Source organism: Sciscionella sediminilitoris (assembly GCF_000737195.2).
GTDB lineage: Bacteria > Actinomycetota > Actinomycetes > Mycobacteriales > Pseudonocardiaceae > Sciscionella > Sciscionella sediminilitoris.
Map to the genome: position 1 here is coordinate 67,480 of NZ_JALM01000076.1, position 14,123 is coordinate 81,602.

A 14,123-nucleotide genomic window follows, 5' to 3' on the forward strand; every position below is an offset into this window, starting at 1 on the left:
GTTCAGTCCGCACTGTCAGCACTGCCCACGCCGTCCGCACTGTCAGCACTGCCCACACCGTTCGCACTGTCCATGCCGTCCGCGCTGCCCGCTGTGGCGCGCCGGTGCAGCAGTGCGGTTCCGGGGCCCGCCGCCGCACCCGGCCCGGGCAGCTCGGTGACGGTCGCCGCGGTCACCGGCTCGCCGCAGTCCGAGCAGCACACCCGCGGAGTGAACAGCGCCCCGCAGCTGTCATGGCGCAGCCGGACCGGTGGACCCCCGGGAGGCGTGGCCCATTTGTCGCCCCAGGCCATCAGCGCCATCAGCACCGGGGCGAGCTCCCGCCCCGCCTCGGTGAGGTGATATTCGCTGCGCGGTGGTCGATCCTGATAGAGCCTGCGTTCCACGATGTCCGACTCCACCAGCTGGGCCAACCGCCCGGTGAGCAGGTTCCTGGAAATTCCGAGGTTCTCGGTCAGATCCTCGAACCGGTGCAGCCCGAGCAGCAGATCGCGCAGGATCAGCGGGGTCCACCAGTCCCCGACGAGCTCGAGCGCCTGGGCTATCGAGCAGTGCATCTGCGTGAAACTTGTCCTTCGCACGCCCCGAGCCTAGTCAGTTGCCTCATTGAATGCACTTCGCTACCGTCATCATGGTAAGCAAGTTCAATGGAAGGACTTACTCATGCCATTCGTGGAACTGTTCGCCCCGAAGGGAAGCCTCGACGAAGACCGCCGCACACGGATCGGCGAAGACCTCGTCGCGGAGGTGATGCGCGCCGAGGGCGCACCGGACACCGAGGCCGCTCGGTCCATCTCCTGGCTGACGATCACCGAGATCGACGACTGGTTCGTCGGCGGAACCCGGACCGCCCCCGGGGAACCGCCCCGCTTCGTGGTCAAGGTGAGCGTCCCGGCGGGCTCGATGAACGAGGCCAAGCGCACCGACATCGTGGAGCGGGTCACCAAGGTCCTCGCGGACTCGGATCCGGATCCACGCCGGTTCTACGAACGCGATTCCGGGGCGTGGGTGCACATCTACGAGATCCCCGAGGGCAACTGGGGCGCGTTCGGCCGCGTGGTGCGAATCGGGGACATCCTCGAATACGTGACCACCGGCGCGGCGGCCTGAGCTCACCCGCACCACACCCGACATGTCGTATAAGTCCGTTTCATCCACCTTCGAGTGGTGCGTCTTGGTACTGTGAGATCACACAGCACACCGCGACGAACACGGCGCGGAGCGTTCGGATGAGCAGCGTTCGGATGGGCAGCGTCCGAACGGGACAGAGGTGGGGTGCGGGTCGGTTCATGGACAACAGCCGGGAAACCGTCGTGGACATCGACCTCGAGCACGGCCTGAGCAGCGAACAGGTCGCCGCCCGCCGTGCCGAGGGCCGCGGCAACGATGTGCCGACCAGGGCGAGCCGTAGCACGTGGGACATCGTCCGGGGCAACGTGTTCACCCGGATCAACGCGTTGCTCGGCATCCTGTTCGTCATCATCCTGACCACCGGATACCTGCTCGACGGGCTGTTCGGGGTGCTGATCGTGGTGAACAGCCTCACCGGGATGATCCAGGAGCTGCGCGCGAAACGCACCCTCGACCAGCTCTCCATCATCGGCCAGGCGAAACCACGAGTACGCAGGGACGGGCAGAGCCAGGAGCTGGCCCCGAACGAGATCGTCGCCGAGGACATCATCGAGATGGGCGCAGGCGACCAGATCGTGGTGGACGGCCAGGTGCTGACCGCCGAGGCACTCGAGGTGGACGAATCGCTGCTGACCGGGGAATCCGACCCGGTGCTCAAACAGCCCGGCGATCAGGTGCTCTCCGGCAGCTTCGTGGTCGCGGGGACCGGGCTCTACCTCGCGACCAAGGTCGGTCACGAGGCCTATGCGGCGAAGCTCGCCGAGGAGGCCAGCAAGTTCACCCTGGTGGACTCCGAACTGCGCAACGGCATCAACCGGATCCTGAAGCTGATCACCTATCTGCTGATCCCGGCCGGTGCACTGTCCATCTACAACCAGCTCTCCGGGAACCAGGCGCTGCCCGAGGCGCTGCGCGGAATGGTCGCCGCGCTCGTGCCGATGGTGCCCGAGGGACTCGTGCTGATCACCTCGATCGCCTTCGCGGTCGGGGTGATCCGGCTCGGCCAGCGCAAGTGCCTGGTCAACGAGCTGCCCGCGATCGAGGGCCTGGCCAGGGTGAACGTGGTCTGCGCGGACAAGACGGGAACCCTCACCGAGAACGCCATGCGGCTTTCCGAGGTGCGCCCCTTCACCGCGGACGGACACGAGCTCGCCGGGAAGGCACTGGCGGCGCTCGCCGCCGCCGATCCGCGCCCGAACGCGAGCCTGCTCGCGATCGCCGAGGCATACACCGAGGATCCCGGCTGGCACAGCACCGGGATCGCACCGTTCTCCTCGGCGCGCAAATGGAGCGGGGCGAGCTTCGCCGAGCACGGGAACTGGGTGCTCGGCGCACCGGACGTGCTGCTCGCCGCGGACAGCGCGGAACGCGCGGAAGCGGAGCGGATCGGATCGCGCGGGCTCCGGGTGCTGCTGCTGGGCCGCGCCGCGCAGGCGGTGGACGCCCCGGAAGCGCCCGGCGAGATCACTCCGGCGGCACTGGTGGTGCTCGAACAGCGCATCCGCCCGGACGCCAAGGACACCCTCGAATACTTCGCCTCCCAGGATGTCACGGTCAAGGTGATCTCCGGGGACAACGCGCAGTCGGTCGGCGCGGTCGCCGCCTCGCTGGAACTGCCGGACGCCGAGCACCCGGTCGATGCGTTCACCCTGCCCGAGGACCCCGAACGGCTCGCCGGGGTCATGCAGGAGTCCTCGGTGTTCGGCCGGGTCACCCCCGCGCAGAAGCGGTCCATGGTGGGCGCGCTGCAGGCCAAGGGACACACCGTGGCGATGACCGGCGACGGGGTGAACGACGTACTCGCGCTCAAGGACGCCAGCATCGGCGTGGCCATGGGCGCGGGCAGCCCGGCGACCCGCTCGGTGGCACAGATCGTGTTGCTGGACAACAAGTTCGCCACGCTGCCCCACGTGGTCGCCGAGGGCAGGCGGGTGATCGGGAACATCGAACGGGTCGCCAACCTGTTCCTGACCAAGACCGTCTACTCGGTACTGCTCGCGGTCATGGTCGGCATCCCCGGGCTGATCGGCTTCGACGCGCTGCCCTATCCCTTCCTGCCGAGGCATGTGACCATCGTCGGCTGGTTCACCATCGGGCTGCCCGCCTTCGTGCTCTCGCTGGCCCCGAACAACGAGCGCGCGCGGCCCGGATTCGTGCCCCGGGTGCTGCGCATGGCCATTCCCTCCGGGATCATCATCGCCGCAGCGAGCTTCGTCTCCTATCTGCTCGTCCACGGTGGACAGGCCGATCAGGTGCAGGTGAGCACCACCGCGCTGATCACCGTGATCACCATCGCCCTGTGGGTGCTGGCGATCGTGGCCCGGCCCTACACCTGGTGGCGAGTACTGCTGCTGGTCGTGATGGCGGTGCTCTCGGCACTGATGTTCGTGATCCCGCTGGCCAAGCAACTGTTCCAATTGGACCCGAGCAATCTCGCGTTCACCTGGACCGCGCTGATCTGCGCCGCGGCCGGGATCGTGCTCGTCGAACTGGCCTGGCAGATCTCGAGCCGGATCGCCGGGAAACGCTGAGGATCACCCGCCATCCGGATCCGGCCCGCTCAGTTCCTCGGCGAGACAGGCGAGATACATCGGCAGCGCCGACCGCGGATCCCGGATGTCCGCACCGGTTTCCCCGCTGATCTTGTCGAGCCGGTACACCACCGTGTTCCGGTGCACCCCGAGCAATGCCGCGGTGCGCACCAGATTGAACCCGCTCGTGCACCAGGCGATGACGGTCGAGCGCAGCTGCCCGGCGTCCCCGCACCGGCGCAGCGCGCTGAGCTGGCTGCCGACATAGCGTTCCCGCGCGGGAACCGGGACCGATTCGAGCACCTGGTGCATCCGCACGGTTTCGATGTCGAGAACCTCGTGCGCCGGGAAGCATTTCCGCCCGATGCGCAGCGCGGAATCGGCGTCCGCACAGGATCCGGCGAGCGCGGCGACGCCACGGCCGATGCCGCCGATGCCGATGCGTACCACCGTGCCGCGCCCGCCGAGCGTGTTCGCCGCCGCACGGCAACGCTCGAGCAGCCGCTGCCGCGGGGCACGGGCGGGATCGGCGCTCCGGGAGAGGCGATGCAGTACCACGCATCGGCCCTGCGGCAGTTCCGCGACGATGTCCTGCCGGTTCGCGAACGCGTCCCGCACCAGCTGGGCGCGCGGGGCCCGCGTTCCCGTGCCGTCCCGGGATTCGATCGCGATCGCCACCCGGTCCCCGGACAGGTCGTAGCCGAGCTCGCTCGCACGCGTGCGCAGTACCCCTTCCTCGAGCACCCGCTCGTCGTACATGACGATGTCCCGGACCAGCTGGGTGGCCGCGTTCTCCCGGAGCACCCTGGTGCGCTGGGAGAAGGATTCGCGCAGCAGGATCTCGGTCTGGCGCTGCACGAGGCGGCCGAGTTTGCGCACCGTCCGCACCGGCCCGGCGATCCCGACCGTGCCGATCGTGGTCCCCTCGATGATGATCGGCATGGTGATCCCGGGCCGCACCCCCGCATCGGGGAGTTCCGCGCGGGTCTTGCTGCTGGCCAGCTGGGTGGCGGCGACCTGGACCGAGGGCGAGTGCATGGTGCCGATCCGGTCCGGTTCCCCGCTGCCGATCACCAGCCCGCGGTTGTCGGTGATCAGTACCCGGTAGCCGAGGATCTCGCTGGTCTCCTTCGCGATCTCGGTGGCGAGTTCGGTGGTCAGCATCGACGGATCCATCACCGCACCTCCTGGATGATTCGAACAATCCACTCCGGGATTCACCGGCCGAACTTGGCCGTATCGTACAGTGACGCCAGCCACTGCCCTGGCTAACGTCACCGGGTATGCGGACAAAGGCAACGCGGCCGGCTCGATCCCGCACACCGGTGCTGATCACGCTCTACGCGGGCGGCGGCGAATTCTGCGACGGCTACATCCTCAGCGTCATCGGGGTGTCCCTGCCCATGCTCGGTGAACAGTTCAGCCTGACGAGCACCCAGTCCGGGCTGATCGGTTCCGCGGCACTGGTCGGGATGTTCCTCGGCGGGCTGGTCTTCGGCTATGTCACCGACCGGGTCGGCAGACAGAAGATCTACCTGTTCGACATCGCGGCGTTCATCGTGTTGTCCGCCTTGCAGTTCTTCGCGACCGCACCCTGGCAGCTGATCGTGCTGCGGTTACTGATGGGAGTGGCGATCGGCGCGGACTTCGCGATCGCCAGCACCCTGGTCTCCGAGTTCGCCCCGAAACGCTCCCGGGGCCCGCTTCTGGTCATGCTCGCCACGATGTGGTCGGTCGGTGCCGCGGTCGCCTACATCGTCGGCTGGCTGATCGTGTCGAACAGCGATGACCCCGGAACCTGGCGCTGGGTGCTCGGCTCGAGCGTGGTCCCCTCGCTGCTCATCCTCTTTCTCCGGATGGGGACCCCGGAATCCCCGCGCTGGCTGCTGAGCAAGGGGCGCCGTGACGAGGCGAGAGCGGCGCTGCGCAAGATGCTCGGCCCGGACGCCCGGATCGAGGACCTCGCCGTCCCGGAGAACACCCCGACCCGGTACAGCACGATCTTCCGGCCGCCGTACCGCCGCCGGACCGGTTTCGTGTGCCTGTTCTGGGCGTGCCAGCTGCTGCCCATCTACGCGATCAGCACCTACGAACCCACGATCCTGGCCTCGTTCGGGCTCAGCGAGGGAAGTTATCTCGGCGCGGCCGTGCTCCAGGTCTTCTTCGTCTTCGGTTCCCTTTCCGGGGTGTTGTTCGTCAACCGGGGCCGTCGCAAACTACTGCTGGCCAGCTTCGCCCTCTCCGCGGTCTCGCTCGGCGGGCTCACGATCCTCGCGCAGCCACCGACGGCGCTGGTGATCGCCCTTTTCGTGTTGTTCGGCCTCGGCATGTACTCCGCGCAGTGCCTGGAATCCCTTTATCCGTCGGAACTTTTCCCCACCCGGGTGCGGGCGACCGCCCGCGGGTTCACCACCGGGGTCAGCCGGATCGGCGCGGCCATCGGCACCTTCGGTGCCCCACTCCTGCTGAGCGCGAACCTCCAGCTCGCGATGGCCGTCGGCGCCGGAATCTGCCTGCTGGGCCTGATCAGTTCCTATTTCCTCGCCCCGGAAACCCGCGGGCTCAGCCTCGAGGAAGCCAGCGGCGAGGCACCCGCCGCGGAAAACCAGCCGGTACAGCGGTCAACGAAGAGTTAGGAAGGAAACCGCATGCACGGGGAGCCACTCCCGGAATCGATCGTCGTCGTCGGTGCGGGCCTCATCGGCCTGTGCTGCGCCCATTATCTGCGCCAGCAGGGTTTCGAGGTCACCGTCATCGAGCGCGACCGGCTCGGCAGCGGGGCCGCGCGCGGGAACGCGGGCGAGATCTGCCCCGGTGTGGCCCAGCCGCTGGCCGCTCCGGGCATGGTCTCCTCCGCGATCGCCGGAATGTACCGGCCGGATTCGGCACTGCACATCCATCCGAGCCCGGACGCCGCGCTGATCCGCTTCCTGTCCCAGTTCCTGGTCAACGCCACCGCGCGCCGTTATCGGTCCGGGGTCGCCGCGCTGGCCATGCTCGGCGCCGATGCCCGGCGGCGGTTCGACGAGCTGCGCGCCGAGGGGGTGGATGTCGAGATCAACAAGAAGGGTTATCTCTACGTCTTCGGCTCCGAGAGTTCCGCGGCCCGCGTACACGAACTGGTCCGTGCCAACGGTTCCGCCGCGGCCGGTCCGCTGCTCACCGGCGGTGCGCTCGCCGAACGGGAACCCTGCCTGGCCGAAGGGGCCCGCGCCGGATTCGAGATCGCCGAGGAGTGGACGCTCGATCCGTCCCGGTTCGTGTCCGCTCTGGTCACGGTGCTGGAGAAATCCGGGGTCCGGTTCATCGAGGGCGCCCGGGTCAACGACATCCGGGAAGTCGCCGGGGAGACGGTGATCCACACCAGCCTCGGCGAGACCCGGGCCGGCGCCGCGGTGCTCGCGGCCGGGGCCCGGAGCCCGGAGCTGAGCGCGAACGCGGGTGTCGCGCTGAACATGTTCCCCGGCAAGGGATACAGCTTCTCCGCGGAGTTCAGCGAACCACCGAGCAGGTTGGTCAAACTCGAGGACGCCCGGGTGGCGGTCACCCCGATGGACGGGCATGTCCGGATCGCCGGGACCATGGAGTTCGATCGCGATCACGATCGGCTCAACCGCGCCAGGATCGCGGCCATCGGCAAGGCGGCGCACCCGTATCTGCGCGGCGTCGACTGGTCGCGCATTCACTCGGAGTGGGTCGGATCCCGGCCCATGACACCGGACGGCCTGCCGTTGATCGGCCGCCTTCCCGGGCACCGCAACACGTATCTGGCCACCGGGCACAACATGCTCGGCCTCGCGCTCGGCCCCTCGACCGGTGCCCTGATCGCCGGGCTGGTCACCGGGCAGCGCGAACAGCCGCCGGAGTTCCGCCCCGAACGGTTCGCCAGGAAGGTCCGTGCCGGATCGGCGCGGTAGCACCGATCCGGCTCGATCCGCGGGCTCAGTCGTCGTCGCAGACGCCGTCCCGGCCGTCGTTGTCGTCCTGGTCCACCTTGAGCACCGCGCCGGTGTGCGCGTCCACATCCACCTCGTACTCGGTGCTCGGGTTCTCCAGATCGATCTCCCAGATGAGCACGCCGTTCTCGTGGTCGAGCTCCGCCTCGGTGACCCGCGCCTGGGGCACCTTGGCCTGGGCGGTGCGCACCGCCTGGTCCTTGCTGATGGTGCCCGCCGCCTGCGCCCGGCCGGTGCCCTGATCCTGGCTGGTGCCCTGGTCCTGGCTGATGGTCCGGTCCGCGGCCGGAGCGACACCGCCCGCGGTGCTCGCCAGCGCCGCTCCGGTCCCGGCGAGCGCGAACGCCCCGACTGCCGCCACGGTGATCACGGTCTTGCGCATCATGGTCTTTCCTCCATCGGTCTCGTCCAAGCTGACCGGTCCACCATGTCGCGGCGGGCGCTAGGACCGCGCTGCGCGAGGGTTAAGCGTTCCCTAAGGGCGCGCCGAGCTCCACGCGCACCTCGGCACCGCCACCGGGTGCGGTGCCGAGTACCAGTTCGCCGTCCGCCTCGCGCGCGGCACGCCGGGCGATGTCCAGGCCGAGCCCGGTGGAACCGGCCCCGCTCACCCCGCGCCGCGACGCGGCCGCATCGGGGAATCCGGGGCCCCGATCGCGCACCACGAGCCGGGCCCCGCCCTCCGGGCGCGCGGTGAGCAGCACGGTGAACCCGGTGCCGTCCGGGGTGTGTGCGAACACGTTGCCGAGCAAGGCATCCACGCAGGCGGCGAGCGTTTCCTGGGTCAACCGCACCGGAATCGGGCCCGGCGCGAGTTCGGCGCGCACCTCCCGCTCGGTGTCCTCGGCCAGCGCCGACCAGAACCGCACCCGTTCGGCGACCACGGCGGCCGCGTCCGCGCACCCCGGCTCGCCCTGCTGTCCGCGCGCCTGGGTGATGACCGCGGTGATGGACCGCTCCAGCGCGTCGACGCCCGCGTTGATCCGCTCCGCCTCGGCCGGATCACGCAGTGCCTCGGCCTCCAGGCGAAGCGCGGTCAGCGGAGTGCGCAGCCGGTGCGAGATATCGGCCACCGCCTCGCGTTCCGCGGTGAGCAGATCCCGGATCCGCCCGGCAAGGTGGTTGAGCGCGGTGGCCACGGAACGCACCTCGGCCGGTCCCTCGGCGACCGCGCGCGCGTCCAGTTCACCGCGGGCGAGCCGGTGCGAGACCGCGGAGAGCTCCCCCATCGGGCGCACCAGGGTCCTGGCGAGCCGGTCCGCGACGAGCACCCCGACCAGCACGAGCACCACACCGAGCCCGGCCAGGATCAGCCAGGCCCGCTGCACCCCGCGCTGCATCGCGGCATCGGTGACGAAGGTCCGGATCACCGCGGTGCCGCCGCCGGTGCCTACCGCGACCAGGATCTCCCGCCCACCGGGCGCCTTGGCGGACAGACTGTTCCCGCTCCCACGCCCGGCAAGGCGCACCGCGGCCGAACGCGGCGCCGGTTCACCGAGCACCGTCCCCTCCGGCAGGAACAGCGTGACCGGCTGTTCCCCGGTCGCGTTCGCCTGGGCCACGGACAGCGCGAGCGTGCGCCGGTCGGCGGCGGCGACCACCGGGGCGAGCGAATCCACGGTGTGCGTCGCCGCGTTCACCGCCCGGTCCTCGGCGACCGTGTGCACCAGCATCGCCAGCGGGATCACGAAGGCCACAAGCACCAGCGAGGTCGTGGCGGCGACCAGCAGCGCGAGCCTCCTCCTCATGTCCGCCTCACGACTCCGGCGCCGTGACCTTGACCCCGACCCCGCGCACCACGTGCAGATAGCGCGGGTTCGCCGCAGTCTCGTTCAGCTTGCGGCGCAGCCAGGCCAGGTGCACGTCCACGGTCTTGTCCGCGCCGCCGTAGGGAATCTGCCAGACCTCGGTGAGCAGTTCCCGTTTGCTCACCACGGTTCCCGCGCGCACCGCCAGATAGTGCAGCAGCTCGAATTCGCGCGGGGCCAGGTCGAGGCGTTCCCCGTCGAGTTCCACCTCGCGGGAACGCGGATCCACCCGCAGCCCGCCGACCACGCAGGCGCTCTCCTCGTCCTCCCGGCCGCCCCTGCGCAGCACCGCGCGAATGCGCGCGTCCAGCTGGGCCCCGGAGAACGGCTTGACCAGGTAATCGTCCGCTCCCGCGTCCAGCACCCGCACGATCTCGCTCTCCTGCTCGCGCGCCGTGGCCACGATCACCGGCACCGAGGACACCGCACGCAGCATGCGCAGCATCTCCACCCCGTCCATGTCCGGCAGCCCCAGATCGAGCACGACCAGATCGGGGCGGTCCTTGGTGGCCCGGGCCAGCCCCTCCATCGCCGCACGCACCGAGGCCACCGCGTGTCCGCGTTCATCGAGGGCCCGGTGCAGCGCGGCCCGGATGGACACCTCGTCCTCGATGAGCAACACGTTCGCCATCCGGACACGGTAGCCCAGTGATCGTCTTCGCGTCGGGGTCCTTAGTGCGCGCTTAGCCTTCGGCCTGGGATAGTCGGGGCATGGCAAGCAACGGCACCCGGACCGTCCTGGCCGTCGCCGGCTGGGTGTGCGCGGCGGCCGCGGCGACGGCGGTCGGCATCGCCTCGGTCACCGCGATCGGCAGCGGGATCGCCGACAGCACCCAGCGCCCGTTCAACGGCCAGCAGGTCGCGGCCGCGCTGGCCAGGCCGGTTCCCCCGACGCCGCCCGCGCAATCGAGCACGCCGGGTTCGACTAGTGCCCCGGGGGCCACCCCGGGCCCGGCGAACAAGGTGCTCGCTTCCGCGGGCGGCAGCGTGGTCGCCGCCTGCTCGGCGGGCAAGGCCCAGTTGCTCTCCTGGACCCCGCGCCAGGGGTACCGCACCGACGACATCGACCGCGGCCCGGACCGCACCGCGAAGATCGAGTTCGAATCCGCGGACACCGAGATCACCGTGCGGATCGACTGCGCGAACGGCGTACCGACCGCGCACACCACCCTGGACACCGACGGCGACAACGACGGGGACGGCGACTGAGCTGGCGCGTCGGCGGTGCGCGGACGCCGTGGAATCGCGGACGAACCGCTGTGCCGCAACGGAATCGAGGCCAGCTGGCTGGACGGTGCGGCCAAGGCTAGGCTGACCGGCGAACTCGGCGCCATCCGGTGAGCCCGCCTCAGCTCCGGTGCGTCCGGGGTGCCCGGGGCTGCCCGCCCGCGAGGCTCACGGACAGCTGTTCGGCGGCCGCGCGCACCATGCGCCCGATCGTGTCCAGTTCGCGGCCGATCCGGAACTTGGGCGCGGAGACGTTCAGTGCCGCCACGATCCGGCCGCGGAAATCCCGGACCGGGGCCGCGGTCGCGACCAGTCCCTCCTCGAACTCCTCGTCCACGAGCGCGTAACCGCGGTCGCGCGCCTTGGCCAGCCGGGCGAGCACGGTGTCCGCATCGGGTGCCGATTTCGGTCCGCTGCCGGGAAACGCGGCTTCCGCGAGCAGTTCCCGCACCTCTTCCTCGGCCGTGTCGAACAACAGCGCCCGCCCGCTCGAGGTGTTGTGCAAGGGGGTGATGTGCCCGACCCAGCTCACCGCCTGCAGCGCGCGGGCCGGGCTCTCGGAGAGCACGGTCAGCGCGCCGGCGCCGTCCAGCACGCTCAGGTGCGCGCCCTCCTTCGTCGCGCTGACCAGTTTGCGCAGCACCGTGGGCGCTTCGACGAGCAGCCGCTGCCGGGAGACGGTGGCCGCCATGGTGAACAGCCGTGGTCCGAGCCGGTAGCCGAGGGTGTCCCGGTCCCGTTCGACCAGCCCGGTCTCCTCGAGCACCCGCAGCGCGCGGGAGATCTGGGTTTTCTCCTTCCCGACGGTCCGGGCGATCTCGGTGACCCCGAGTCCTTCGCGGACCGCGTTCCGCTCGGATCCGAGGGCCAGCAGAATCGCCGCTGCCCGGTGCACGCTGTTCGTCGGCTCGGTCGCCATGCGGGCAAGCTTGGCGACCGCGGCACCAGCGGGCAACCCCGGTTGCTCAGCGAGCAACCACGAGCCGTTCCGCCCGTTCCCCCGCGCAGGCGAGCAGCGCACCCCGGTCGAGCCCTTCCCCGGCGAGCGTGTCCACGAGCAGTTCCAGCGCCTGCGGTGGCGGCGGGGAGTCCGGCTGGCCCGCGTCCGAGGACAGCACGATGTGCTCGAGGCCCACCCGCGCGGCGAAATCCGCGAGCCGGGCCGCGGTCATCTCCGGCTGGTGCAGCAGCTGGAACGCGGTGATCTCGGCGCACGCGCCCAGTTCGGCGAGTTCCCGCGTCCGTTCGGCGCTCATCGCGGGGACCGTGTAACCGGGGTGGGTCAACAGGATCCGGCGCACCCCTTCGGCGCGCGCGGTGCGCACCAGCCAGGCGACCTCTTCGGCCCCGAGGTGCCCGGTGGCCAGTACCGCATCGGCCTCGGCGATCAGTGCGCAGATCCGGCGCGCGGGTTCGCCCGTATCCGGATCCACCGGCGGCAGCGCGTAGGTCGGGCCACCGTGCAGGCTCGGCAGCCCGGCCGTGCGCTGCAACCGCGCGTCCTGGGTCGGCATCCACACCACCCGCCCGCCCGCGGCGAGACAGGCACGCACCGCGGCCGGGTTGATCCCGCCTGCGTGCTGGTTGAGCGCGATGCCGCCGTAGACCGGGAGCGCCCCGGTCACCGCGGCGGCCCTGCCGACCGTGGACTCGTAGTGTCCTTTGAGGACACAACCGGTGAACCCGGCGGCCGCATAGGCCTCGACGACCTCCCGGTCCCCGGCCAGCCGGGGCGTGATGTCCGGGGCGGCGTGTACGTGCACGTCGAACATCAGTCGTGCCCCTCCGCGAGCAGCCGGTTCACTTCGCGGGAGACCAGGCCGAACCGCGATTCCTGCACCAGCGGCATCTCCCTGCGCCGCCGGCGCACCGCGGACACATCCAGTTCCGCCACGAGCAGTTCCTCCGTATCGCCGGGTATCTCGGCGTGCACATCGCCCCAGGGATCGAGCACCCGCGAACCGCCCCAGAACCGCGCGTTGCCCTCCACACCGACCCGGTTCACGAACACCACCCAGCACTGCTGCAGCCGCGCGATCGCCAGCAGCAGATCCCGCCAGTACACGGTGGTGTCGATCGCGCCGGGGGCGAGGCCGGAGGCGCTGTTGGTGGGTACGAACAGCACCTCCGCCCCGTCCTGGGCGGCGAGCCAGGGCAGCACCGACTGCCAGGCGTCGTTGCAGATCAGCGTGGCGGCCCTGGCATGCGCGGTGTCGAAGGCCCGCAGCGTCTGCCCGGGGCTGAAGTGTTTGCGCTCCTCCCAGTCCCGGTAGTTGGGCAGGTACAGCTTGCGGTGGGTGTGCAGCAACTCGCCGCCGCTGAAGTAGCTCGCCGCGTTGTACAGCCGCAGCCGTCCGTCCTCGTGCAGGCCGAGCAGCACATCCGGGCCGTGCGTGGACAGCTTCGCCAGCCGCGGATCGGTCACCGGCACCGACATCTCCCGATCCAGTGCCCCGAGCGAGTAGCCGTGCAGGCTCAGTTCGGGGAACACCACCACATCCGCGCCCTGTTCGGCGGCCCGGCGCACGACGCGCTCGGCCGTATCCAGGTTCGCGGCCACATCACCGAGGTGGCAGTCCACCTGAGCAATTCCCACCCGCATCCGATTCACCTCTCGCCGAAGCCGCACCCGCGCCGTTCGCGGACGACCAGTGCGTTGTAGACAGCCGGAGGCGGGCTGACAAGGGCGGTTGCCGTGGCGGCAACCGCTTATTCCGGCGGCTCGGCGAAGAAGGCGTTCATCCCGTCCAGATCCGAAAGATAGGTCTCGATCGAGGCGATCAGTCCGTCCTCGATCCGGCACACCGTGGCCAGGTGTTCGTCGAGCACGAGCTCTCCCCTGCGCGCCGTGTTGTGCAGCGCGAGCGCCATATTGTCCCTGCTGAGCAGCACGTGTTCGAGCGCGAAGTTCAGCCCATAGCTCGCGATCAGTCCGGCACGGGCGAGCACCTCGTCCACCCCGTGCGCGGTACCCGAGATCCGGTTGTCTCCGGGAAGGGTCCAGCTCACATCCGCGCGCATGAGCGTGCGCATCAGGGCCCAGTCCTTACTGGTCAGTGCCTTGTGGAAGGTCTCGGCGAGTTCCTGCTGGGTCACAGCTCCTCCTATAGTTCGATTCGATTCGAACCGTATCCGTTCGAGTCGAGTCGTACAATCGGATGTGTGGAGGAACTCGAACACCCCGATCGCGCGGGGCTGCGCATCGAGGCGGTACTCGCCGCGCTCGATCACCCGGTGCGGCTGCGCGTGGTGCGCACCCTCGCCGATGGGGAGGAACTGACCTGCAGGCAGATCCTGCCGGAGATGACCAAGAGCAGCGCCAGTCACCACTGGCGGGTGTTGCGCGAGAACGGGATCGTCGAACAGCGCAGACAGGGCCGGAACCTGTACATGCGGCTGCGCCGCGCCGACCTGGACGCTCGCTTCCCCGGAGTGCTGGACGCGGTGATCGACGGCTGAATCTCACCGGG

Annotated in this window: 15 protein-coding genes; 6 read left to right on the forward strand and 9 right to left on the reverse strand. The window is 69.9% G+C overall.

The window, feature by feature from the left end:
- Positions 1-2 precede the first annotated feature (2 nt).
- A complete protein-coding gene (locus tag AD72_RS26510) occupies positions 3-581 on the reverse strand; it encodes a winged helix-turn-helix transcriptional regulator (protein ID WP_231644969.1) in 579 nt (192 codons plus the stop codon).
- A gap of 82 nt (positions 582-663) precedes the next feature.
- On the opposite strand from AD72_RS26510, the gene AD72_RS26515 reads away from it, so the two are divergent.
- Together AD72_RS26515 and AD72_RS26520 are read left to right on the forward strand one after the other, a co-directional pair.
- Positions 664-1,110, forward strand: a complete 447-nt coding sequence (locus AD72_RS26515) for a hypothetical protein (RefSeq protein ID WP_031469320.1) — start codon at positions 664-666, stop codon at positions 1,108-1,110.
- Positions 1,111-1,289: 179 nt separating this feature from the next.
- On the forward strand, positions 1,290-3,662 hold the full coding sequence (locus tag AD72_RS26520) for an HAD-IC family P-type ATPase (protein WP_031469321.1): 2,373 nt from the start codon (positions 1,290-1,292) through the stop codon (positions 3,660-3,662).
- 3 nt (positions 3,663-3,665) lie between these two features.
- Here AD72_RS26520 and AD72_RS26525 read toward each other — a convergent pair whose 3' ends face one another.
- Entirely contained in the window at positions 3,666-4,838 is a 1,173-nt protein-coding gene (locus tag AD72_RS26525; protein WP_051899043.1) for a CdaR family transcriptional regulator, read from the reverse strand.
- A 107-nt stretch (positions 4,839-4,945) separates the two neighbouring features.
- On the opposite strand from AD72_RS26525, the gene AD72_RS26530 reads away from it, so the two are divergent.
- Both AD72_RS26530 and AD72_RS26535 read left to right on the forward strand, forming a co-directional pair.
- Complete coding sequence (locus tag AD72_RS26530) at positions 4,946-6,298, forward strand: MFS transporter (RefSeq protein WP_051899044.1); 1,353 nt, start codon at positions 4,946-4,948, stop codon at positions 6,296-6,298.
- A 12-nt stretch (positions 6,299-6,310) separates the two neighbouring features.
- On the forward strand, positions 6,311-7,579 hold the full coding sequence (locus AD72_RS26535; protein WP_031469324.1) for an NAD(P)/FAD-dependent oxidoreductase: 1,269 nt from the start codon (positions 6,311-6,313) through the stop codon (positions 7,577-7,579).
- Between the two features lie 25 nt (positions 7,580-7,604).
- On the opposite strand, the gene AD72_RS26540 is transcribed toward AD72_RS26535, so the two are convergent.
- From AD72_RS26540 to AD72_RS26550, 3 genes are read right to left on the reverse strand one after another with little or no spacing between them, the layout of a single operon-like run.
- Positions 7,605-8,030, reverse strand: coding sequence for a PepSY domain-containing protein (locus AD72_RS26540; RefSeq protein ID WP_156365381.1), 426 nt, complete (start codon positions 8,028-8,030; stop codon positions 7,605-7,607).
- Between the two features lie 52 nt (positions 8,031-8,082).
- On the reverse strand, positions 8,083-9,366 hold the full coding sequence (locus tag AD72_RS26545; RefSeq protein ID WP_031469326.1) for a sensor histidine kinase: 1,284 nt from the start codon (positions 9,364-9,366) through the stop codon (positions 8,083-8,085).
- Between the two features lie 7 nt (positions 9,367-9,373).
- Complete coding sequence (locus tag AD72_RS26550; RefSeq protein WP_031469327.1) at positions 9,374-10,057, reverse strand: response regulator transcription factor; 684 nt, start codon at positions 10,055-10,057, stop codon at positions 9,374-9,376.
- Positions 10,058-10,137: 80 nt separating this feature from the next.
- Here AD72_RS26550 and AD72_RS26555 point away from each other — a divergent pair, with 80 nt between their 5' ends.
- Positions 10,138-10,635, forward strand: a complete 498-nt coding sequence (locus AD72_RS26555) for a hypothetical protein (RefSeq protein ID WP_037347402.1) — start codon at positions 10,138-10,140, stop codon at positions 10,633-10,635.
- Positions 10,636-10,774: 139 nt separating this feature from the next.
- Here AD72_RS26555 and AD72_RS26560 read toward each other — a convergent pair whose 3' ends face one another.
- The 4 genes from AD72_RS26560 to AD72_RS26575 all read right to left on the reverse strand — a co-directional run bounded on the left by AD72_RS26560 (position 10,775) and on the right by AD72_RS26575 (position 13,749).
- Positions 10,775-11,572: an IclR family transcriptional regulator gene (locus tag AD72_RS26560; protein ID WP_031469329.1), complete on the reverse strand. Its 798-nt coding sequence runs from the start codon at positions 11,570-11,572 to the stop codon at positions 10,775-10,777.
- A gap of 46 nt (positions 11,573-11,618) precedes the next feature.
- Positions 11,619-12,425: a DUF6282 family protein gene (locus AD72_RS26565; RefSeq protein WP_031469330.1), complete on the reverse strand. Its 807-nt coding sequence runs from the start codon at positions 12,423-12,425 to the stop codon at positions 11,619-11,621.
- Positions 12,425-13,255 (reverse strand): nitrilase-related carbon-nitrogen hydrolase, encoded by an 831-nt coding sequence (locus AD72_RS26570; RefSeq protein ID WP_031469331.1) that lies wholly within the window; start codon positions 13,253-13,255, stop codon positions 12,425-12,427. Before AD72_RS26570 ends, AD72_RS26565 begins: the two co-directional genes overlap by 1 nt.
- Positions 13,256-13,362: 107 nt before the next feature.
- The gene (locus tag AD72_RS26575) at positions 13,363-13,749 is read right to left on the reverse strand and encodes a nuclear transport factor 2 family protein (RefSeq protein WP_031469332.1); all 387 of its coding nucleotides are present in this window, start codon (positions 13,747-13,749) and stop codon (positions 13,363-13,365) included.
- A gap of 66 nt (positions 13,750-13,815) precedes the next feature.
- Here AD72_RS26575 and AD72_RS26580 point away from each other — a divergent pair, with 66 nt between their 5' ends.
- Positions 13,816-14,112, forward strand: a complete 297-nt coding sequence (locus AD72_RS26580; protein ID WP_031469333.1) for an ArsR/SmtB family transcription factor — start codon at positions 13,816-13,818, stop codon at positions 14,110-14,112.
- The last annotated feature ends 11 nt before the right edge of the window (positions 14,113-14,123 follow it).